This is a genomic window from Flavobacteriales bacterium (genome assembly GCA_016704485.1).
Lineage (GTDB): Bacteria > Bacteroidota > Bacteroidia > Flavobacteriales_F > PHOS-HE28 > PHOS-HE28.
Window position 1 is genome coordinate 1,936,284 of the sequence record JADJAA010000001.1, and the last position, 22,056, is coordinate 1,958,339.

Here is a 22,056-nt window from a genome sequence, read left to right on the forward strand (position 1 = left end):
CGAAATTACGGATCAACACCCGGCCGGATCCGCTTTCTTTGCAGCCCCGTTGGCAACCAGCGGTAAAAATTTGATCCCGAATGCGCATCTCCTGGAATTGGCTCAAGCAATACATCGATACCGATATCTCTCCTCAAAAAGCCGCTGAAATACTTACCAGCACAGGGCTTGAGGTTGAAGGTGTGGAAGTGCATGAGCCGATCAAGGGTATGTTACGTGGTGTAGTTGTGGGGCATGTTCTGGCATGTGCGAAACATCCGGATGCCGACAGGTTGAGCGTTTGTAAAGTGGATCTTGGAACCGGTGATCCTGTGCAGATCGTTTGCGGTGCACCCAATGTTGCAGCTGGTCAGAAAGTATTGGTGGCCACTGTTGACGCTGATCTGTGTATGAAGGATGGTACCTGTATCGTGATCAAAAAGAGCAAGATCCGCGGCAAGGAAAGCAACGGAATGATCTGTGCCGAGGATGAGCTAGGACTTGGGCAAAGCCATGATGGCATTCTTGTGCTGCCCGCATCGGCGAAAGTGGGTACCCCCGCCGTGGATCAAATGGGCTTGAAGAGCGATCATTTCTTGGAGATCGGTCTAACTCCGAACCGAACGGATGCAATGGGCCACGTCGGCGTAGCCCGTGATCTCGTTGCTGCCATGGTCTATCGCACTGGTGCTGATGTTAGCGTGAAATGGCCGAATGTTGATGGTTTCAGAAAGGATGGCGATGGTAAAGCGGTGGAAGTGACCGTAGAGAATAGCACTGCTTGCCCGCGGTACGCTGGTGTTACACTTGGGGATGTGAAAGTCGATCCGTCACCGGAATGGCTTCAGAGTGCATTGAAAGCAATTGGTCTGAAGCCGATCAATAACGTAGTGGATGTCACCAATTTTGTTCAGCATGAACTAGGGCAACCATTGCATGCTTTCGATGCGGATAAATTGAAGGGCGGAAAGATCGTTGTACGATTGGCCACCGAGAATGAAGCCTTTACAACATTGGATGAGAAGGAGCGTAAGTTGAGCGAACAGGACCTCGTGATCGCGGATGAAGTTGCACCAGCTTGTATTGCAGGTGTTTTTGGTGGTGCAACGAGCGGCGTAACAGGGTCAACGACATCCATTTTTCTGGAAAGCGCCTATTTTGAGCCGACGACCATACGACGTACTGCACGCCGCCATGGACTCAGCACTGATGCCTCTTTCCGTTTTGAACGCGGTGTTGATCCTGAGATCACTGTCTATGCCTTGAAACGTGCTGCGTTATTGTTGAAGGAAGTAGCGGGGGCGAGCATTGTCTCGGAGATCATTGATGTCGATAAACGACAGCACGTGGATCGTAAAGTTGACCTGCGTTTTGCACAATGTGATGCGCTGACCGGTATACGGATACCGCACAACGCCATCATACAAGCGTTGGAATTGCTGGATTTCACGATCGTAGAGCGCGATCATGAAGGTGTAGTGGTGACCGTGCCTTCGTTCAGAGCAGATGTAACCCGACCGGCAGATGTGATCGAGGAGATCCTTCGCATACATGGGTTCGATCAAGTGCCAGTTCCTGACCGCTTGTTGTGCCCACCGATCCTAGAGGATGCGCTCACCTTGGAAAGTTTGCGTGAACGAACCGGTCAACATTTGGCCGCACGTGGTTTTCGGGAGATCATGACACCGTCACTCACCAACGGAGAAAAGGCGCAGCACGCTTCTGCAGACGGAATGAATGCGCTGATCCGTATGGCGAATCCGTTGAGTGCTGAACTTGATGTGTTGCGTCCAACGCTCTTGCATGGTGCACTGCAGGCGGCGGGTTACAACATCAATCGGCAACAACGTGATCTGCGGTTCTTCGAGCGCGGACGCGTTTATGTGCAGAGCGAAAAAGTGATCACTGAAACAGAGTCGTTGTCCTTGGTCATTACCGGAGATCGCTTCCGTGAGCGCTGGCGCAGTGTTGATCGCAAAGTGGAATTGGCTGACCTGAAAGAAGAAGTGGAGTCGTTGTTGGAGCGAATGGGCATTATGGGAATAGCGAGTTGGGAAGAGATCGGACATCCGCTCCTGAGCAATGCGTACACACTTAATTTGAATGGCCGAAAAGCTGGTGTGCTCGGCGAAGTGGCTAAAGCACAACTGAGATCCTTCGATATTTCTCAGCCGGTGTTCTTCGCTGAACTAGCGGAAGAGGTATTCTTGAAGGTGTGCAAGAGGCAAAAGATCGGCTTTAGTGAGTTGTCCAAGTTCCCGGCAGTGCGGCGTGATCTTAGTCTATTGATCGACGCGAAAGTGAAATTCGAGTCGCTCAAAAAAGCAGCTTTCCATGCAGAGCAGAAGCTACTTGTGGACGTTGACCTTTTCGATGTTTATGAAGGTGATAAACTGCCGCACGGAAAGAAGAGCTACGCAGTGAGTTTGATCCTCCAGGATCCGGACAAAACGCTTACGGATCAGGTAGTGGATAAGTCCATGGGAAGGATCCGCCAAGCATTGGAGAAGGAAGTGGGTGCAGTGTTGAGAGGCTGATCAACGCGGTACTTCTGAGCTTTCCATTGAAGTAGCTCTAGCTAACAGGAAACCCAGAAAATTCGCAAGTAGCTCAACGCAACCGATAGCTTAGGCTCAACAGAACGCCATAGGCCGTTGATCTGCGCATGAGATCGCCATTACCAAGTGTATTGTTGAACTGGCCACGCACCATAGGCTCAACACCAATGGACCAAGCGGCGTTGAACCGATAACGAACGTATGCCCGCGCGGTCCATCCGAATACCACTTCTCGGAAGGCCTGGTCGGCAAAGTCAGTATACCCATTTCCTGTTCCGTTCGGTAATGACCCTCGACGCCCTGTGAGCAAACCGATCGTTGGTCCACCGCGTAGGCCGAGGCTCCAACGGCCTTGCAACAAATGACCATCCAACAGCAAGGGTATTTCAAGGTAACTGACCTTGTTCGCGATCTCTCGTGCGTCCCGCATGTGCTCTGTCACGGCCGTTGAATCCGAGCCGCGCGTTATCACATTGATCGTAGTATCAATGGAAATGCCTGTGAAGTATTCGTTCGTGCCCACCGTTGTGGTTCCGGTGATGGTAAGTATGGTCGTATCCACAGGCACCAAGTACCAGAAATTGGTGACGTTGAATGTCGTGTTGTCGACCGCATTAGCATTGATCCGTTCGCTATAAGTACCGTAATGTAGACCGGCACCCAAACCGATATGGCTGCCCATGTGCATGACTTCAATACCCGCATTCATGGACCATTGTTGTTGTACTCCGCTGTTCCAGGTATCACTATTCGCGCCTGTGTATCGTGTGATGGTGCGCATTATGCCTCCAAGTGCACTGACCTCCCATGGTGATGCTGGCGTGATCAATTGAACTGTGGGCATAGGCGTTTTTGGTGATGTATCGTTTGCTGCTTGTTCGACTGCCGGGCTGTCCACCTGCAGTTCTGTTCTTTCCGTCAACGTGCTATCGGCAAAAGCAGGTGGAACGCCATTTTCAGTATTGGCCGTGAACCCTTTTTCATTATTAATGTTGGGCTCTTTCATGTTGGTCACAGTGTCCGACCCAACAGCAGATCCAGGATTCGGAATCTGAGGGTCTGGTCGAATGGTGTTCCCAGCACGTGGAACCTCTGAACCCGTTCCAGTGTGATCAATTTCGGGATCACCATTAACTCTTTTGTCTGTAGGGTTCATATCTGCGCTATCCACTGGGTCATTGGTTTTCTTGAACGTTGGTTCTTTGATCGTTGCAACTTTTGGATCTGGACGTACTTGACCGTTTCCTTCTTCAATGGAAGGATCGATCGAAGCGCGAGGTATGTTGTTTGAGTTTGGCTTACTCTCCAATGATCCTGTAGTACGATGTGATCTAGCCTTTACTTCAGTACTGCGTTCGCTTTTTAATGTTGGTACGTTCACCTGCTTGGATGGTGCGGTTTCATGCCGGTCATTCAACTCAATATTCGTAATCGTTGCAGATGCTGAGGTCGAATCAACACTACCCACATTTTCTGATCTGATGCGGTTATTCCCTTCAGTTCTTGAATTGCCATTGTTCTCTCCGTCTACTGCAGTATTCGAAGGTTCGATCTTCGCATTGGTCGCGTTCTTCGTTATCAACTCAGTCACTTCATTCCGTATATCATCATCCGTCTTGTACGTTCCATTCAAATACCAAGCACCACCGATCAATAACAACAACGCAGCTCCGCCACCGAACCAGAAACCAAACCGTTTCTTGCGTTTTTTCTGCGCATTCAGTACGGCTTGCATTTCCACCCAGTGGTTCTCATCGAAAGGGATGCTGCGCCCTTCCAACTTCTGCCTTGCCAATTCGTCGAATTCGTTCTCTGTACTCATAGGGTAGCGGTATTAACAGTGCTGCGGCCGGCGAGTTGGGAAATAGCTTGCTGCAATACTTGACGTGCATGGCTTACATGCCATTTTGAAGTGCCTGCGCTGATGCCCAAAAGTTCCGCGATCTCGCTGTGCGAAAAGCCATCCATCACGAATAAGTTAAAGACCTTGCGCGACATGTCCGGGACGCGGTCAAGTAACTGTGCAAAGGCTTCCGATTCCATTTGCTTCAGGTACTCGTTCACATCGGAAGACCGACTTTCTTCGATGGGCGTCTCCATTTTTTCGTGTGCTTTTCGCTCTTTGTTCATTCTGAAAGCATCGATCATGGTGTTGATCATGATCCGCCGAACCCAGAGTTCGAAGGGTACTTCAGGACGGCGCTTTTTTAGATTCTTCAGTACTTTCAAATAACCTTGATTCATGCATGCTACTGCATCTTGTTCATTGCGTTCGTATCGTTTACATACGGACATCATCAGCCCATGAAGTACCCGGTACAGTTCATACTGCGCCTTGGGTTCTTCCCGGATGCAGCGGGCTATGAGGGCTTCACTTACCATGATCAAGGATGTACCGAAGGGCCATCACCTTTCAGCAATGACCCTTTGGAAACAACCATCATTGTTATTGCTTTACGAAGCGACGACTTACGGTTGTTGAACCATCATTGATCCGTAGGATATACATGCCACCTTCCAGCTCACTTACTCGAAGCGTTAAGCGGTTGTTCCCGGAGTTAATGGTGTTATTGGTTACGCTGACCAACCGTCCGTTCAGGTCCAGGATACTTAGCTCCAACTTGCTGTTATGGCTGCTCATCAATGTAAGTGTGATCGCTTCCGAAACCGGGTTCGGCCACAATGCTACATCATTCAGGGTTTCTCGTTCAGTGATCGCGGTCGGCAGTTCACTTATTACGTTCAGCGTGAAACCTGCACGATCGCTGGCGTTCGTATTTCCATGTTGGTTGCCATCAATGATCATTCCTTCAAGTAAACCATCGGAGTCGATCGATAGGCTATCGCAGAATGTGCTAGTACAATTGGCATCATCAGACATGGTCAAGCACAGCACGTATGGGCCACCGTTGGCATACACGTGGGTAGGGAACGCTTCAGTTGATGTTGTGCCGTCTCCGAAATTCCAGAGGAACTGATAGTTACCTGATCCTGTGCTCGTATTCCAGATCCACACTTCATTCGGGATAGGTTCTACTCCACCGGGGTTGCTACCTGTGCTATCCACGTTCTGGTAAGCCTGTATCGCCCAATAACCTGCATTGCATTCGTTGACGCTAGTCGGGAAAAGTGTGCCTGCGGCATCGAATACAACGCTGTCGCATATCGTCGATGTGCAACCATCTGAGTTGCTGAATTGAAGGCATACCAACGTGGTGCCGACGCTAAACGTGTGTTGTGGTGAGACTTCTGAGCTGGTGTAGTTAAGGCCACCATCGAAAGACCATGAATACGCATATGGAGGATATAGGCTACTAAGGGAACAGTTATTGAAATTTGCCGTGAAGGGAATGGGGTCAGTGCCATTTGGGTTGTTGCTGGCCTGCGTAGACGTAAAACAAGCTTGGCAGATGGATGAAAGAGGTTCGCAGGTGCAGTTTACGCTCCACGTTCCGGGTAGCCCAAGTGCTGTAGTACAATCCGTTCCAGGTTGCGCCAATCCACCGGCTACGTCCATGCAGTCTATCGGGTTAAGACTATCGGTGACACAGATGCATGAAGTACTCCAAAGACCATAACTGCCTACATCTCCACATAAAGTTCCAGGGCCCATAGAGCCGCCAAAAACACCGTTGCAATCCGCAACACCAGAGCAGGAGAGTAGCTCAAATCGAGAGAGTGAGTCCTGCCCGTTGAAGTATAAAGATTGCTCGACAGTGACCAAGGCTCCATTACACGGGGTGCTTAATCTGTACCAGATAAAATTGCTGGTCAACCCTAGCGTAACGGACCATGTGCATGAATTGGGTTCCACGGGAATGTCTATGTTATACGCGGGCACTGTGTTCTGTAGGGTCTGTAAGTTCACGGTCTGCCCAGCGTAACAGCCAGGGACTATGCCATTCAGTGTTACAGTATAGGGCATTTGGGCCATGACGGCACTAGCCAACGTTGCAGCAAGGCCGAAGGTTAGGGAGCGGATCGAGATCTTCATGTTGTAAAGTTTAATGGAAGTTCGGATTTCAACTCTATACACGGAGCATCGAGGCAATAGGTTGGGTAGGGATTGAAAATAGTTTTAGCCCGACTTTCATTTTTAGTGGATGGCTAAAACAGAAAGACCGCCCTACCAAGATAGGACGGCCTTTTCTAATAGGTGTTCACTAAGCCTATTGCTTCACGAAACGACGACTTACCGTGGTCCTACCATCGCTGATGCGCACCACGTACATGCCGCTTTCCAATTGCTCCACTGGAACGGATATGCTGTTCTTACCGGTGCTTACGATGTTACTGAAGGTATTGATCAACCGTCCGTTGAGGTCCAGAATGCTAACATCCAATCGACCACTGGTTGTGCTAAGCAATGACAAGGTAATAGCATCTGCTACCGGGTTCGGCCATAACGCGATCTCTTCTATACGCTCTTGTTCGTTGATAGTAGTCGGGAGTTCTTGCAACACATTCACGGTGAATGCAGCACGGTCTTCGTTGTGACCGATCATACCGCTCAGTAAGCCATCACTATCCACGGATAGGGTATCACAGAAAGTCGACGTGCAATTTGAAGCGTCCGTCATGGTCAAACACAACAGGTAAGGGCCTCCATCTGCATAGATATGTGTTGGGAATGCATCCGATGATGTCGTTCCATCACCGAAATCCCATGAATAGGAAATGTTTCCGGTGCCTGAACTAAGATTCCAGACCCACACTTCATTCGGTATCGGTGTGCCGGAACCATTGGGATTCAAACTATCTATGGTATAAGCTTGTAAAACCCAGAACCCAGCTTCGCATACTGCGCTTGAATCCGGTTGGCAAATACAATTGTTGTCCCATGTGCCAATTTCGTTGAACGTGAGCGAACACGCAGAACCGGGGGTATTCGGACCATTCGGTATGCCTAGGCAATCCACATTGGTATTCGTTGGGTTGATGGTGCCATCGGAATCAACTACCAAGCTATCGCAGCTCGTATTCACGCAACCGTTCGCATCCGCAACTGTAAGGCAGGCCAAATACGTACCCGCAGTGAACACTATAACCGGGTTCGCATCATTAACGAACGTGACGCCACCGTCAAATGTCCATGCATAGGTGAATGGAGCAACGCCACCTATGGAACAATTACTGAAACTCGCGCTGAATGGAACAGTACCGTTTACCGGCGTGCCGGTTTGTTCAACCGTGAAACAAGCTTGGCAACTTGCTGTGTTCGCGACACAGCTGCAAGCTGAACTCCACGTTCCTTGGGAGCCGAATGCTGTGGTACATACTGTTCCAGGTAGTGCGGAACCGTTCAGTACGCCAAGGCAATCGACAGTGGATCCACCACAATTCAGATCGATCACGACCATCATCGTGTCGAAGGAATTCACGGTGTACGAGCCGCTTCCGCTCTGTATCGCACCTTGGCAAGGAATACTTACTTCGAACCAACCCAACGGCGAGTCCATGTAGTACACTTCGAAGTAGTTACAATTCGCATCAAGCTGCACGGTCATAGTGATCGCCGGTTGTGTGTTCTGAACGGTGGTAATAGTCACTACGCTGTTCGCTGGTGAGCAACCATTTACGTGCCCGCTAAGGATCACCGGGTAGGGAGGTAAGGGTTGAGCGAATGCAGCGATGCAAAGCATCGTCGCTATTCCGAAGGTGAGTGAGCGGAATGTGTTTTTCATGTTGTGTAGTTTAGTTGAGATCGAAGGTTATGTCTCTATACACGTTACGTTTTCATTGAAGGTTGGGTGGTGACACAAATTTAGTTCATCAAGTCCTCGATCAACCCATCATCTGCCTCGTTCGGCAACGTCACTTTCAAGCCAGGGGTCCGCTTCATCTCTTGTTCAATGCTCCAGACCGCATGTGGGTTGCGAGCCCATGCTCTGCGCGCGATGCCGTTGTTCACATCCCACAGCAACATGCTTTTTAGTCTTCGGTCGCTATCGGCACTGCCATCGAGTACCATTCCAAATCCACCATTGATCACCTCGCCCCAGCCCACGCCGCCACCATTGTGCAAGCTGATCCACGTTGCTCCTCTGAAGGCATCGCCTACGAAATTCTGGACGGCCATATCTGCGGTGAAGCGTGAGCCATCTCGGATATTGCTGGTCTCTCGATACGGACTGTCGGTGCCACTTACGTCATGGTGATCGCGGCCCAGAACGATCGGTGCGCTGATCTCGCCGCTCTTGATCGCGTTGTTGAACGCTTCAGCAATGCGGATCCGGCCTTCGCTATCGGCATACAGGATGCGTGCTTGACTACCAACTACCAATTTGTTCTGTTGCGCGTTGCGGATCCAATGCAGGTTGTCGGCGATCTGCTGTTTTATTTCTGTTGGCGCTTCCTTCAACATGGCCTCCAATACATCACCAGCTATGCGGTCACTGATGGCCAGATCTTTCGCATCTCCACTTGAACACACCCAACGGAATGGGCCAAATCCGTGATCGAAACACATTGGCCCCATGATATCTTCCACATAACTCGGGTAACGGAACTCTTCCCCATTTAAACCGCCGATGGATGCTCCGGCACGTTTGCTTTCCAGCAAGAATGCATTGCCGTAGTCGAAGAAATACATCCCCGCTTCGGTGAGTGTATTCACGGCATCAACATGGCGGCGTAAGGTTTCTTGCACCTTTGTTCTGAAGGTTGCTGGGTCTTTCGCCATAAGCACATTGCTTTCCTCATAACTCAGACCTGCGGGGTAATATCCACCGGCCCACGGATTGTGCAAACTGGTCTGGTCGCTACCTAGATCCACCTTGACCTTGCGTTCTGCCAAGCGCTCCCAGAGGTCAACAACATTACCAAGGAATGCAATGCTATGCGCTTCGCCTTTTTTCTGCCAAGCCTGTGCTGCATCGATGCAAGCATCCACATTTTCGATCACTTCATCCACCCAACCTTGGCTTTGCCGTTTGTGCGCTGCGGTGGCATTCACTTCTGCACAGATGGTAACTACGCCGGCGATGTTGCCCGCTTTGGGTTGCGCTCCGCTCATACCGCCTAGGCCAGCAGTTACGAAGAGTTTGCCTTTGGTGGTCTTGTCATCGCCTTTGAGCATTCGGCACGCATTAAGTACCGTGATGGTGGTGCCATGCACAATGCCCTGTGGGCCGATGTACATGTAGCTACCAGCGGTCATTTGGCCGTATTGCGATACACCCAATGCGTTCATGCGTTCCCAATCATCGGGTTGGCTGTAATTGGGGATCACCATGCCGTTGGTGACCACTACACGCGGTGCATCGGTATGGCTTGGGAACAGACCTAACGGATGCCCGCTGTACATGACCAGCGTTTGGTCATCGGCCATTTCGCTGAGGTATTTCATCGTGAGCCTGTACTGCGCCCAGTTCTGAAATACTGCCCCGTTACCGCCGTAGGTGATCAACTCATGCGGATGTTGCGCAACGGCCGGATCCAAGTTGTTCTGGATCATCAGCATGATGGCCGCAGCTTGTTTGCACTTGGCCGGATACTGGTCGATCGGATAAGCTTTCATTTCATGCGCCGGACGGAACCGATGCATATAGATCCTACCGTATTCCTTCAATTCTTTCGCGAATTCCGGAGCAAGTGTGGCGTGATGTGCTGCAGGGAAGTAGCGTAAAGCATTGCGCAAAGCGAGCTTCTTTTCTTCCGCGTTGAGAATGTCCTTGCGCACCGGGGCGTGGCTCACGGAATTATCGATTGGTTGTGCAGGTGGAAGGGTTGTGGAGATTCCTTCTTGGATGGAGGTTTGGAGTAGAGCAGTGTCACTGGAAATTGCAGGCATTCGCTTAAGTGATTAATAACGCAATAGTTTTTTAAAGGAATGATTTGTTAGTGAACGGAAAGGCGATCAGAACGATATCACCCTTTGCCATTGTAAACCTCCTTAAGATCTTTCAGGGAATAGAGATCTTCTTCCGTCCGGAGAAAGTCAAAAGAACTTCCTTCAGCTGCAATTTTTTGGACCCCTTCCGATAATAGGTTCTCATCGACCTGACTCAGAACGTACTCAACAAAATTGAATATCTCCTCCACTTTTTGCTGAGGTAGTTTATCCAATGCCGCAACTGTGCGTTCTATAATGGCTTTTTTTGTCATGATCAGGACAGGATACAAAGCTACGATGCTAGGGCCAAGTGAGGAAGTGGCGCCTTTTGCAAGAAGTTGAGTTCAACGTGCGACGATGAAACGTTGGGGAACTGAACTCGATCCAACTTGCAAAAAGTAAAGTCCTGGCGAGAGGTCCGAGACATTGACGGTTACCCGATCTTGAGTACTTACAGGAATGGATCTACAGGTGTGGCCAATAGCATCTAGAATTATCAAGTTGTCTGTTCCTTGGGAAATACCGTCAATGGTCAACTGGTCATTCGCCGGATTCGGATATGGCGCAACTGCTGATTTTTGATTCTCGTTGATCGACAATAGAATGCCGTCCGGAGTGAGCGTTCCGATCGTGTCTCCTCCTAACACGGCACCGATCAACTGGTACTCTTCCCACTGTTCGAAATAACTTCCACGGAACCATTCAAACCCAATACCTGCCGCATATCGAACCCCCCAACCGGGCTCCGTGGTACCGGGAAAATAATCAACAGGTCCGGAAAATTCGGTATATCCGTTCGGAAGCAGTTGAGGTGAATATCCATGGACGAAGAAGCCTTCTCCCAAATTTCGACATCCTATGATGTACTGTCCATTTTCATTAATTCCATGTTCCGCAATACAGACCATTGGCAATGGAACATCGAAACATGCAAACGGTCCAGTTTCTTCGTGCGGAACTAAGCGTGAGGTTTGAATGAGCTGTCCAGGATAAGAGAACATCAGTTCTGGCCAAGGGAATGTTGGGATACCAGCTGTCCATGGGCTCGTACCAATGCCATGGCTAGTTATATAGGTCGTGGGATTTTGAACTCCATTTTGATAATGGAATTGGGTCCAGCTCACTGTCGACCCTTCAAATACGATCGAACTATCTTGCTGATCACCTTCGGACCCAACTGTGAACTTGTATTTATGAGTTTCGCCACAGCAGCCAAAGCCGCTATCGCAACGTCCAACGCCGTAATGGTATTCCAAAACATCGCCAATTGCGTAAGGGAATAGATCTGCCATACCAGGGATCGTAGATCCTAAGCTCGGTCCGTTGATCCCAAGCAGGTCGTAGTTCGCTGGCCAATGAACAATACCGTGATCTATTCCGATGACGATACTGTCGCCATCGGAAAGCAATATCGACCGTCGCGGTTCTACCGGGTCGAGGATCGTACCAATTTCTGTTGGGCCCATTTCGGCCCAAATGCCATTTGCGGTATCCAACAACCAAGTTGATCCCTCCAACGCCTCCGGCAGTATTAAGTAGGATAGTCCATTAGAGAAATGCCAAGCGCTTTGAGAAACTGTTACATGCCCACCCATGAACTGCGGTTCATCCAAGAGCATAAGAACGCCCCAGTTTCCACCACTGCATGTATCACACTGCACGGCGATCTTATTCAGCTCATACCTGAAACTATCAACCCCCAACGTATCCAAATGCGTTACGAAGACCTGGTTGCTGATGGTGTCCGTGCCATCATTGCTGTAGTTGTATTTATAGGCCGGGTTGATGAGTGCCCAGTTCTGCGCAACTAGACCATTGCTGATCATGAACAAGAGACAAAGTGTAGCAAGTGTCCTGATGAGTTTCATCGTATGATCATGAATCGTTGGGGGAGTGAGCCATCAACTTTCAACGTGTAGGCGCCTGGTTGCAGTTGCTCCACATTGATGCGTTCGTTGGTGGACCTGATCTTTTGGGTAGCAAGGACCCGGCCATTGAGGTCGAAGATGGAATAGATGGAGTTAGGGGTGGCGGATGAAAGCTGGATAAAGTATGAGGCAGGATTCGGACCGATAATAACAGAGGATGTAACACCATGTTCCTCTACAGATAGACCAATGAGGTATTCATCGGAGTGGACCGTGCCGATCGTGTCGCCGTTAATAACTGCACCGGTCAATATGTAATTCTCGTACCGTTCGAAATAACCAGCATCGAGCCATTCCAATCCGACACCAGCGGCATACTGCACCGGCCCGAGATCACCTCCTGAACTTTCAATAATGAATGGCACGGGGTCGGCGGACTCCAGCAAAGCTGGATCAAAGTTGATCAAGTTCCCTCCAAAGGGCGAGCTACCTCCTAATTCGTAAGGAATGAACCGGCAGCCGAAAGTGTAACGTCCTAATGAATCTATTTTATGTTCAGCTATGCAGGCTATAGTATCAACTCCATAAGTCAAGTCTCGCTGAGAGCGCACCAATTGACCGGGATACGATGTTGCCAACAGTGCCCATGGTAGTTCTTGAGGTCCCGCGATCCATGTATTGTCATACGAAACCTGAAAATTATTTGCTCCTATTTCCACCCCCTCGAACGAATGGGTAGTCCAAGCCCATGTATTTGTGATCCGCATGCCAGTGAATGTGATCGAACCCGTTCCCGGCAAACCGTCTCCAAAAGTGAACTTGTAGTTACTGCCGTATCCGTTGTAGTACCAAGTCCCGTCAAATTCATTAGCGAATGTTGAATACTCAATAATATCTCCAGCCTGGTAAGGATACACCTCTTCCAAGGAAGGTGTTAAGCTCCCCAGATCCGGACCATTCACACCAATGAGGTCGCGGCCATTCCAACTAAGCAATCCGTACGTTTCGCTGATCACGATCGAGTCACCCGTTGATAAACTGATCAATTTGAGTTGCTCGTCATTCCCAAAGACTTGTGCAACATCCACTGAAGTTACTGTAGCTGTGATCGCCGCCAGCGTGTCAAAGACCCATGTTTCTCCAATCCCAGCTTGAGGAAGAATAACCAAGGAACCCGGATCATGGAAGTGCCAAATGGTTGGCCCGACATTCACCCTGCGTTCCATGAATTGCGGCTGGTTGAGAAGAAGGATCTGAGCAATTGAGCTACAAGTATCACACACTCTAGCGATCTTATTCAACTCATACCTGAAACTATCAACCCCCAACGTATCAACGTGCGTTACGAAGATCTGGTTGCTGATGGTGTCCGTGCCATCGTTGCTATAGTTGTATTTGTAAGTGGGATTGATGAGTGCCCAATTCTGGGCGGATGCCAGAACACCGATCGACAAGAAGAGTATGAGGATGTTGTAACGCATTGTTCTTTAAAGTACAAGATATACTGAACGAACAAAACGCTGCACGGCCCTTACAAACTGCCGCATTTTCCACAAATGATCGTGTATCACTTTGGTGAAGAACCACTTTTCAATGGTGTGGATGAAAGATCTTGCGAGCACTCAAAAACAAGCTAACATGAAACTAATTACCTCCCTTGGCACGATAGCCTTGTTGCTTCAGACATCGATCGCAACCGCCCAAACGCCTACACTCGTCCGTGATTTTTATCCCGGTGGCATTGGCCCCACCATCCTCAATAGCGGCCTGCCCAACAGTTTCCGCATTCACAACGATCGCTTGTTGCTCTTTGCAAATGAAGGCGATGGACTGGGGAAGCTTTTCGCCTTGGACGACCTTTCCGGAAACATGGAAGAACTGGCTCATGTAGGTGGGCCCGCGGGCTATACCACCACCAACGGCGGCATCATCACTAGCGGTGAGAACATTTACTTTTTCACTCCCAATGTGTTCGACTATTCGCTCTATGTAGTGCGCAACGGTACGGTGGAGATGCTCGGCACTTTTCCCGGCGCTATCGTGTTCTACTTTGCCGCGATCCCACTTCCCGGCGGCAAGCTGCTCTTCCCCGGACATAGCGAAGCGAATGGTCACGAACCTTGGGTGACCGACGGTACGTTGACCGGCACCCATATGGTGAAGGACATCATGCCCGGAGCTTCCACTAGCTTGGGTGATCCCTTTCCGCTTTTCCAAGGATTCGATTTTCAGGGGAGGGCCTATTTCCTTGGTCAGGATGAGAGCAATGGCATGCAGTTATGGGTGAGTGATGGAACCGAAGCGGGTACTACCCAATTCGCCGTGGTCAATGATCCGGGCGAAACCGGAGCCATCACGTTGGAATGGTCCAAGAACGATGATCATTTCATCATAACCACTCCAGAAGGTGTTCTTGCATCGGATGGGACCACCACGGAATTGATGCATCCTGCCAGTAACGTGAGCGTAAAGATCCCCGGCCTGACCTACTCCGTAAGTGCGGAGGGTTGGATGTATTTCTTGGCCTCGGAAAGCCCTTGGCGCTTGTACCGGACCAAAGGAACCGTGGCAACTACGGAAACTGTTCTGGATGCCAGTGTGCCAGCCCAGGTCTACCCATACATGACGGAACTGAATGGCGTGCTTTACGCTTTCGCCACCACCGGCGGTATCAATACGTCGCTTCTGCGGCTCGATCCGGCCACGGGCCAAGCTACTACGGTGAAGGCATTTGGTCCCATTACGAACGGGTCCGGTAGCAACCAGAATTTCTACGGCTTCCGTGTGGTGGGTGCACACTTCTATTTCTTCGGGATCGAAGGCGATTCGCACCGTCAGTACTGGCGGAGCGATGGTACCGAAGCAGGCACTGTGATGATCAGCAACTTCCAACCGAATGTAGTGAACGGAGGCCCTAATCCTTCGAATGCCAACATGATCGCGTTCGATGGTCATTTCGTTTTCGCTGCCAACAGTGAAGAAGTTGGAGTGGAACTGTTCGCTACGGAAGGCGTGGTGGGTATCTCCGAAACCAACACAAGTACCAGCACGATAAATGCGTGGGTGGATGGAAGTGGAACACTTCTAGTGCGTGGTTCTGAACAGCTTGGTGCTGTGCGCTTACTGGATGCCACGGGACGTGAAGTGGCGCGGAAGAACAATGTGCGAAGCGAACAAGTTCAGCTCCCGATCACCGGACTTTCCGCTGGCCTGTACCTTGTCCGCAGTGAGTACAAAGGCAAGGTCGGCCTTGTAAAGGTGCTGTTGGAACGCTAGGTTCCATTTTTGTTCAAGAAGGCTCTGTGGGATCGCCCTACGGAGCCTTCTTTTTTTATCGGTCCACCGGGGAATTCCCATACGGGCAATGCCGACAACCGTTCTGGCAACAATATCCGCGGCGCAGTAGGTATTGTTCCGTGAATACCACGTAGCCTTCCGGGCTGAAGTAGAAATCGCCATCCACGTAGCCCTGTTCTTTTAGCCGAGTACTGCGCGGGTCGTTAGGGTCGGGTAGATGAGACTTATCCATTGGGCGCTAAGATGGCTGGTTTTTACGTTAACTATTCACGATCGGCGGTTCATAGCGGGATGCCTAGGGGCATACGCTGTGTAGCATAGTCCAGTAGTTTCGTGAGATACCGTTCCAAATTGGAATCCATGTCCTTCTTCAGATCAATGAAATTGTTGGTGCTGGCGTGCGTTTGCGCGCTTTCTGGCTTGTCGTATGCCCAGGCGCAACCCAGTGGTCAACGGTATACCGCTGAGGAATATATCGCCCTCTGGAAGGAGGTGGCCGTGACAAAAATGAAGGAGCATGGTATTCCGGCGAGCATTACGCTTGCTCAAGGGTTGCTGGAAAGTGGTAACGGAAATAGCCTCTTGGCCCGCGAAGGCAATAATCACTTCGGTATCAAGTGCACGCCCGACTGGACCGGTGGAAAGACCTACCACGACGACGACAAGAAGAACGATTGTTTCCGGAAATACAAGAATGCCGCCGATAGTTATGAGGACCATGCGAAATTCCTGCAACGGTCAAGGTATGCTGCGCTTTTTGAGCTGAGATCGACGGATTACCAAGGTTGGGCCAAAGGATTGAAAAAGGCTGGGTATGCTACCGATCCGAACTATCCATCGAAGTTGATCGCGTTGATCGAACGCTATCAGTTGGATAATTTGGATAAGGGTATCGATGTGGCCTACAAGCCTTCAAAGAACACGACGGCCTCAACAGGGAAGAAGCCATCTTCACGAAATTCAGGCCGCAGTAATCGTGTGGAAAGTGGCACCGTCACCTTGGCCATGGGCCGATCAGTGGAGAAATTCCAAGGGCGTATCAAATACGTGCGTGCTAAGAATGGCGAGGATTTCCGCAAGCTGGCGCAGGAACTGGAAATGACCCACGGCATGCTGGCGCGCTGGAACGATATGGATAAGAATAGCCAGTTGGAAGAAGGGCAGATGATCTTTATTCAACCCAAGCGCAATGCAGCAAAAGGACCTATGGTGCACGTGGCGAAGGAGGGCGAAACGCTGTGGGGCATTAGCCAGGAGTATGGTGTTAAGCTCTCACGCCTGGCCAAGTACAATGCGGTGAGTGAGGATGCGCCTTTAACCGTAGGGCAAAAAGTCTGGTTGAAGAAGCAGCGGTGATCCGTATGACTGCAACCGGGGATGGTGGAAGGGATGGCACGCAGATAACGCAGAAAGAAGGGATCAACACGGATTTTGGGTTTTTGCTGATTGCTAGCTATGACTGGTTTCGCTTTCCGAAGTCTACATTTTAACTAAGAAATAACTACCGCGACTGCATATTGCTCCTGCCAACCATCAAGGAGTAAAGTAGGATGTCAACTGCAGACTTGTTTGTTACCTCGCAAATACCAGAGTCTAGCAACGCGAAGCTCTAGGACTGCCAACTGCCAACTGTAGGCTGCCGACTCCTAATTATTCACTTCTACTTTAATGTGCATGATGATCGCGATGGACCGTGCTCTGGAGATCGCTTCTTCGGCCTTAGGACCTTCGTGCAGTTCATTCATTGTGGCTTCGAAATGTACCAGCCAACGGTCGAAGTGTTCCTTGCTCATTGGTTTTTGTTGGTTGAGCCGAAGGTGAACGTCCGTGACATTGGTGGTGTAGCCGGCATCGCCCAACAGGACCATTTCCCAGAACATAGCTACTCTTGGCAGGTGATGCTCCAGATCGAGGTCGACGAAGAAGTGTTTGATCAAAGGGTCCACCAGAAGTTTGTCGTAGAACCGATCAACCAGGTTGCGGATCTCCGCTCGGGTCTTGATGTCTTCCTTGCTCACTTTGTTCGGTCGTTACTGAGTGAAAGCTGGTAGACCATTAGCACGCCATCCGCTGTAGCCGTTATGAGTTCATTGTGACCATCGCGATTGAGATCTTCAATGGTGATCGGTAGGGATCCTTGCAATGGCATATCGTCTAGTGGATGACCGCGATCGTTGATGAGATGGACCTGATCGAGTGATGGAATTACAACGCCGATCAATGCTGTACTTCCTTTTGCGAAGCACAAGGGATCCATCGTTAATGGCGCTCCGAACGTCTTGGTGAAAACTGGCTTACCCGTGTGCGAAACGATCAAACTATCCGCAACGACCCTGATCAGATCGAAGTGCCCATCGTCTGCTAAGTTGCCTAGCGAAAGTTGGCCATTTCCTCCGGAAGCCAGCTGCTCTGTTGTGCCGTTCAATTGGCTCTCGAACAATGCACCGGTGCTGTCCCTCCAGATCGCACGTGTCGTTAATATGTCCAGCCCTGGCAATATTTTCAATACGTTGGTTGCGTTCTTCAGCGCTAAGGAAGCGCGCTCGCGTTGTTCGCCACGGCGATCCAGTAACAAAACTTTTCCGTCACCATCAACCACCACCAAATAGTCCTTGTTCTTGATACGAACATGCTGGATCATCTCGCGCGACGGATTGTTCAGTTTCGCTGGATCCCAACCACTCACGGGAACACCATCCATCGAGAAGTTCATGATCTTGCCATTCGCGGTCGGCAATAGAATGCGATACTCGCGCTTGTCGTCGTAATCAAAGACAGCTAGTGGTGCCGTTGCATTGCTGGTAAGTGGAACCGGGAACCCACCCACATCCTTCCCGTTTCGGTCGATCAGATAGATCCGCTCAGCTGTGTTGAAGAGCATTTGCAGTTTGCCATTCTTGAAGCGATCCACTTGATGGACATCGCCCATGATGGCTCCACCCACATCGCGCGACCAAAGCTGTTTGCCGGTGCTGCCGACCAGGTGGATCTTATTATCCGTGCCTTGCACGAAGACCTCTCGTGTGTTGTTGGTGTGATTGATGAGGATCGTCGGCTTGCGTTGGATCAATGGACCCACGGTTGCGCTCCATAATTCACGGGTGCCGCTAGCTTCCATCGGTGCGTGTTGGACACCCAGTGCAATGTGCTGCATGCCATGCTGTCCCGGAGAGACCTGCATGCTAAGCCCACCGAATCGCGTCCAGAGCGAATCATACGTGGCGAACGTATTCGATGGTCCCTTGCGCAAGCCTCTGCTCAACAGTGGTGCTGCTCTGGCCACATCGCACCAGATCGTTCTTCCCGCCTCTGCTCCGATCTGCTGTAACCACGCGATAGCTCGTGGTTCTTCAGCCAGTGTATTGCCATCATTCCAGCCATCAATGCTCTTTCGTAATGAATTCACATCATCACTAAGGATCACAGCGTTGCCAAGGATCATCCACCATGGTTGTTGGAACGTGTATTCGCTCCCGAGCAATTTTGAATAGGGGTCCTGCACCGGTAGCTGCGTGATCTGCACGCCCCGATAGGCAAGTGTATCGCACGAGTCTGCGCATAAGCTCACCAAGGATCGCTGCGCTAGACCCGGATCACTCATCTGCAATACGGCCCAGTGTTCATCGGTGTTCTTCTGTGTTGCGCTGCGGGCCGAGGTCACGGTACCATTCACCCAGCCGAACAGCGCGGTCGTTGTGCTGCTCTCCTCCACATTGTTTCCCCAGCGATCGGTGAGGTAACGCATCGGGTCCTTCACCTGCATCGCATCCATCCAATTGACAGCTGAAGGCAGCACGCGTGATAGGGTGATCTTTTGCGTTCCTTGGTTCTGCAAGGCCACTAGCGCTGGATGCTTTATTTCGGGTACGAAAAGTCCACTAAGCAAAAGCGCTTCAGGCCTTGAATTAAGATCCAAAGCAGCCCAACCAACGGGTAGGTCGAATTGCTCCATGACCTCCGGTTTCCACCAGGTGTTCATCAAGCTTTTCAGACGTCCTGTATGTACCAGCACGTGAGCGTCCGTGCCGCCCCCCAAGGTTTTGATCGCACGTGTTAGCACACTATCCGAGAGGATCGATGTGTTCTTGTCCAATTGGAATTCCGATTCATCCAATACGTTGGAAGATGAGGCGATCATCCACAGCCCATTCGTGAACCGAACGGAGAGCGCAGGCAACGCGGTATCCGGGCGAACTTCCAGTTGTGTTCCACTTACAAGAGCGTTCTCATCCGCATGCAGAATGCGCGCTATGGTTGCTACGGAACCCTTGTCCGGTGTTTGTGGAGCAAGGATGAACAGTGAGCCGATCTGCTCACCTCCGTCGCGCAGTATAGCTATCAGAACAGGTACATTCTTTAAGCTGTTCGAAAAGGCTTCATCGGTATCCAATTGGGCCACGAGCTGTGCCACTAATTTTCCGCTGGCCGCCACGCCCGGAACCTGTTCAACTGCATTCCAGAGCTGTGAGGTATGGGTGAATTGATCCCATGTGGACAACGCATTCGGAACTTCAACGATCACAGCGGCCTGTGCAGGGATCGCACTCCACGGATCCTTTACACTGGTCAAGGGTCCGTTCCAGCGATAAAGTGTCCAACCGGCAGCGGCAACGATCCCGATCAATATCAGTATGGTAAGGATGCGGCGCATGGTGGCAGCGAAGGTATCGTGATGCTCGACCAACGCTGTTGAATGCCGTTGTCCTTTCGCACAATTGCGTGTGGATACCGCTGGTCGCTTTTTGAACTAGCGGATCTTGATCAACCGGAAACTCGTTCGGTGATGTACGCATGATCCGATCCGTTCGATCGCAGCGCGATGATCAGCAGTAGGGTAACCTTTGTTCACGGCCCAATTGTATTCCGGATGGGCAGTGTGCAATTCTGCCATGTAGGCGTCCCTGTGTGTCTTGGCGAGTATGCTGGCCGCTGCGATACTGCGGTAACGTCCGTCCCCTTTGATCATGCACACATGCGGAATATCTGCGTAGGTGTCGAATAGGTGACCATCGATCAGTAATTGCTGCGGGGCGATCTTCAGTACTGCAATGGCCTTATGCATGGCCAAAAAGGAAGCCCGCAGAATGTTGATCTCATCGATCTTTTCAGGGGAAACGAATGCGACGGACCAAGCGATCGCGCGCTCTTCGATCAAGAGACGAAGTTCGCTGCGTTTCGCATGCGAGATCTTTTTGCTGTCATTCAAACCCGGCAAGCGCACTCCATGTGGTAGGATCACAGCGGCGGCAACAACAGGGCCTGCCAAACAGCCGCGACCTGCTTCGTCACAACCGGCTTCCAGTAGCTCTTTTGTATGGTAAGGTGCGAGTGGCATTTTTCAGGAATGATCCGAGTTGATCAGGCTAAGGTTTCATTGTGAAATACCCGCATCATCCAACATCTTTTCGAAGCTGTTCCAAAGTTCGGTCGCCGCTTTGTCCCATGTGTAGCGCTTTGCGCGAAGAGGACCCGCTGCGCGAAGCTTTTCCTGGATCTCTGGATCGGTACACACCTCATGCAAGGCTCGCGTAATGTCGCTTACACTGAAGGGGTCACAGTAGTACGCGGCATCTCCGGCGATCTCCGGTAAGCTGGTCGCTTCGGCAGCAACTACGGGCACTGCGCATTGCATTGCTTCCGCAACAGGAATTCCGAAACCTTCAAAATAACTCACGAACGCCAAGCATTCTGCACCACCCAACGCCTTGTGTAGTTTTGGTTGGCCGAGCCTCCCGGTAAAGATCACACGGTCCTTGTGGATGACTTTGTCCCACGCTTGTTTCATGTTGCCGTCCCACCAGAATTTTTCGCCTACGATCACCAAACGCAGTTCGGATCCATGTTCCGTGATCAAGCCATCAAACGCCAATAGTAAACGTGCAATGTTTTTCCGCGGATTGAGTGACCCTACACAGGTGATGTACGGATGGCCTTGCGCGAATTCGGTTCGCGAATTCGCTATCTCTTCAGCAGTCAGTGGTCGGAAAACTTCACCGACACCATTGTAGACCACATCGATATGTGGCTCTGAGACACCATAGGTAGTGGCGATATCGTGTCGCGAGAATTCACTCACCGTAGCCAAACGTGTTGCATGCCTTGCGAACCGTGGGAAGTAGCTCCTATAATAGTTGCCATAGGCTCCAGGAAGATCTTCAGGATAATGCTCGAAATTGATGTCGTGCATCACCGCCAAGGTGGGGATCGTGCTGTGCAGCGCCAAGTATCCATCCGGGCTTATGAACGCATCGGCCTTCAGCTTTTTCAGTTTTCGTGGTAAGAGCCAATTGAACCAGATGCGGTAGAGCAACGGGTGGCGAGTGGGAGGCCACATCACTACCGGTTCAACGTTCTCGGCGTAGATGAACCGTTGATCGAATGCGCGATCGAAGATGAAAATGAACGTATGTTCCGGATGCGCTTTTACTATGCGCGATATGATCTCATGCGTGAACCAGCCGATGCCTTCGAGCTTATCCGGTAGTAGAAGGCGTGTATTTATGGCGATGCGCATTTGCTA

Annotated in this window: 16 protein-coding genes; 3 read left to right on the forward strand and 13 right to left on the reverse strand. The window is 50.7% G+C overall.

Annotation, left to right across the window (positions count from 1 at the left end):
* The first annotated feature begins 80 nt into the window (after positions 1-80).
* Entirely contained in the window at positions 81-2,516 is a 2,436-nt protein-coding gene (locus IPF95_08220; GenBank protein ID MBK6474683.1) for a phenylalanine--tRNA ligase subunit beta, read from the forward strand.
* Between the two features lie 73 nt (positions 2,517-2,589).
* On the opposite strand, the gene IPF95_08225 is transcribed toward IPF95_08220, so the two are convergent.
* The 8 genes from IPF95_08225 to IPF95_08260 form a co-directional block, all read right to left on the reverse strand.
* Entirely contained in the window at positions 2,590-4,359 is a 1,770-nt protein-coding gene (locus IPF95_08225) for a hypothetical protein (protein MBK6474684.1), read from the reverse strand.
* Positions 4,356-4,919, reverse strand: coding sequence for a sigma-70 family RNA polymerase sigma factor (locus IPF95_08230; GenBank protein MBK6474685.1), 564 nt, complete (start codon positions 4,917-4,919; stop codon positions 4,356-4,358). Before IPF95_08230 ends, IPF95_08225 begins: the two co-directional genes overlap by 4 nt.
* Before the next feature lie 64 nt (positions 4,920-4,983).
* Positions 4,984-6,531, reverse strand: a complete 1,548-nt coding sequence (locus IPF95_08235) for a T9SS type A sorting domain-containing protein (GenBank protein MBK6474686.1) — start codon at positions 6,529-6,531, stop codon at positions 4,984-4,986.
* Between the two features lie 175 nt (positions 6,532-6,706).
* The gene (locus IPF95_08240) at positions 6,707-8,221 is read right to left on the reverse strand and encodes a T9SS type A sorting domain-containing protein (GenBank protein ID MBK6474687.1); all 1,515 of its coding nucleotides are present in this window, start codon (positions 8,219-8,221) and stop codon (positions 6,707-6,709) included.
* An 80-nt stretch (positions 8,222-8,301) separates the two neighbouring features.
* Positions 8,302-10,329 (reverse strand): urocanate hydratase, encoded by a 2,028-nt coding sequence (locus IPF95_08245; protein MBK6474688.1) that lies wholly within the window; start codon positions 10,327-10,329, stop codon positions 8,302-8,304.
* Positions 10,330-10,406: 77 nt separating this feature from the next.
* A complete protein-coding gene (locus IPF95_08250) occupies positions 10,407-10,643 on the reverse strand; it encodes a hypothetical protein (protein MBK6474689.1) in 237 nt (78 codons plus the stop codon).
* Between the two features lie 72 nt (positions 10,644-10,715).
* Positions 10,716-12,239, reverse strand: a complete 1,524-nt coding sequence (locus tag IPF95_08255) for a T9SS type A sorting domain-containing protein (protein MBK6474690.1) — start codon at positions 12,237-12,239, stop codon at positions 10,716-10,718.
* A complete protein-coding gene (locus tag IPF95_08260) occupies positions 12,236-13,720 on the reverse strand; it encodes a T9SS type A sorting domain-containing protein (GenBank protein ID MBK6474691.1) in 1,485 nt (494 codons plus the stop codon). The genes IPF95_08255 and IPF95_08260 overlap by 4 nt, the downstream gene beginning before the upstream one ends.
* 157 nt (positions 13,721-13,877) lie before the next feature.
* Between IPF95_08260 and IPF95_08265 the strand changes: the two genes are divergently transcribed.
* Entirely contained in the window at positions 13,878-15,515 is a 1,638-nt protein-coding gene (locus tag IPF95_08265; GenBank protein MBK6474692.1) for a hypothetical protein, read from the forward strand.
* Positions 15,516-15,570: 55 nt separating this feature from the next.
* On the opposite strand, the gene IPF95_08270 is transcribed toward IPF95_08265, so the two are convergent.
* Positions 15,571-15,768, reverse strand: a complete 198-nt coding sequence (locus IPF95_08270; protein MBK6474693.1) for a hypothetical protein — start codon at positions 15,766-15,768, stop codon at positions 15,571-15,573.
* Positions 15,769-15,896: 128 nt separating this feature from the next.
* Here IPF95_08270 and IPF95_08275 point away from each other — a divergent pair, with 128 nt between their 5' ends.
* Positions 15,897-16,892 carry a glucosaminidase domain-containing protein gene (locus IPF95_08275; GenBank protein ID MBK6474694.1) on the forward strand — a complete coding sequence of 332 codons (996 nt, stop codon included), beginning with the start codon at positions 15,897-15,899 and terminating at the stop codon, positions 16,890-16,892.
* A 290-nt stretch (positions 16,893-17,182) separates the two neighbouring features.
* On the opposite strand, the gene IPF95_08280 is transcribed toward IPF95_08275, so the two are convergent.
* From IPF95_08280 to IPF95_08295, 4 genes are all read right to left on the reverse strand, one after another.
* The gene (locus IPF95_08280; GenBank protein MBK6474695.1) at positions 17,183-17,554 is read right to left on the reverse strand and encodes a group III truncated hemoglobin; all 372 of its coding nucleotides are present in this window, start codon (positions 17,552-17,554) and stop codon (positions 17,183-17,185) included.
* Positions 17,551-20,187 carry a hypothetical protein gene (locus IPF95_08285; GenBank protein ID MBK6474696.1) on the reverse strand — a complete coding sequence of 879 codons (2,637 nt, stop codon included), beginning with the start codon at positions 20,185-20,187 and terminating at the stop codon, positions 17,551-17,553. The genes IPF95_08280 and IPF95_08285 overlap by 4 nt, the downstream gene beginning before the upstream one ends.
* 96 nt (positions 20,188-20,283) lie before the next feature.
* On the reverse strand, positions 20,284-20,871 hold the full coding sequence (locus IPF95_08290) for a ribonuclease HII (protein ID MBK6474697.1): 588 nt from the start codon (positions 20,869-20,871) through the stop codon (positions 20,284-20,286).
* Between the two features lie 36 nt (positions 20,872-20,907).
* Complete coding sequence (locus IPF95_08295) at positions 20,908-22,050, reverse strand: glycosyltransferase family 4 protein (protein MBK6474698.1); 1,143 nt, start codon at positions 22,048-22,050, stop codon at positions 20,908-20,910.
* Positions 22,051-22,056: the final 6 nt, after the last annotated feature.

What these genes read in the sequence shown, in the direction of transcription:
- IPF95_08220 (MBK6474683.1), top strand. Translation starts at nt 81, where the DNA reads ATGCGCATCTCCTGGAATTGGCTCAAGCAATACATCGATACCGATATC.
- IPF95_08225 (MBK6474684.1), bottom strand. Translation starts at nt 4,359, where the DNA reads ATGAGTACAGAGAACGAATTCGACGAATTGGCAAGGCAGAAGTTGGAA.
- IPF95_08230 (MBK6474685.1), bottom strand. Translation starts at nt 4,919, where the DNA reads ATGGTAAGTGAAGCCCTCATAGCCCGCTGCATCCGGGAAGAACCCAAG.
- IPF95_08235 (MBK6474686.1), bottom strand. Translation starts at nt 6,531, where the DNA reads ATGAAGATCTCGATCCGCTCCCTAACCTTCGGCCTTGCTGCAACGTTG.
- IPF95_08240 (MBK6474687.1), bottom strand. Translation starts at nt 8,221, where the DNA reads ATGAAAAACACATTCCGCTCACTCACCTTCGGAATAGCGACGATGCTT.
- IPF95_08245 (MBK6474688.1), bottom strand. Translation starts at nt 10,329, where the DNA reads ATGCCTGCAATTTCCAGTGACACTGCTCTACTCCAAACCTCCATCCAA.
- IPF95_08250 (MBK6474689.1), bottom strand. Translation starts at nt 10,643, where the DNA reads ATGACAAAAAAAGCCATTATAGAACGCACAGTTGCGGCATTGGATAAA.
- IPF95_08255 (MBK6474690.1), bottom strand. Translation starts at nt 12,239, where the DNA reads ATGAAACTCATCAGGACACTTGCTACACTTTGTCTCTTGTTCATGATC.
- IPF95_08260 (MBK6474691.1), bottom strand. Translation starts at nt 13,720, where the DNA reads ATGCGTTACAACATCCTCATACTCTTCTTGTCGATCGGTGTTCTGGCA.
- IPF95_08265 (MBK6474692.1), top strand. Translation starts at nt 13,878, where the DNA reads ATGAAACTAATTACCTCCCTTGGCACGATAGCCTTGTTGCTTCAGACA.
- IPF95_08270 (MBK6474693.1), bottom strand. Translation starts at nt 15,768, where the DNA reads ATGGATAAGTCTCATCTACCCGACCCTAACGACCCGCGCAGTACTCGG.
- IPF95_08275 (MBK6474694.1), top strand. Translation starts at nt 15,897, where the DNA reads ATGTCCTTCTTCAGATCAATGAAATTGTTGGTGCTGGCGTGCGTTTGC.
- IPF95_08285 (MBK6474696.1), bottom strand. Translation starts at nt 20,187, where the DNA reads ATGCGCCGCATCCTTACCATACTGATATTGATCGGGATCGTTGCCGCT.
- IPF95_08290 (MBK6474697.1), bottom strand. Translation starts at nt 20,871, where the DNA reads ATGCCACTCGCACCTTACCATACAAAAGAGCTACTGGAAGCCGGTTGT.
- IPF95_08295 (MBK6474698.1), bottom strand. Translation starts at nt 22,050, where the DNA reads ATGCGCATCGCCATAAATACACGCCTTCTACTACCGGATAAGCTCGAA.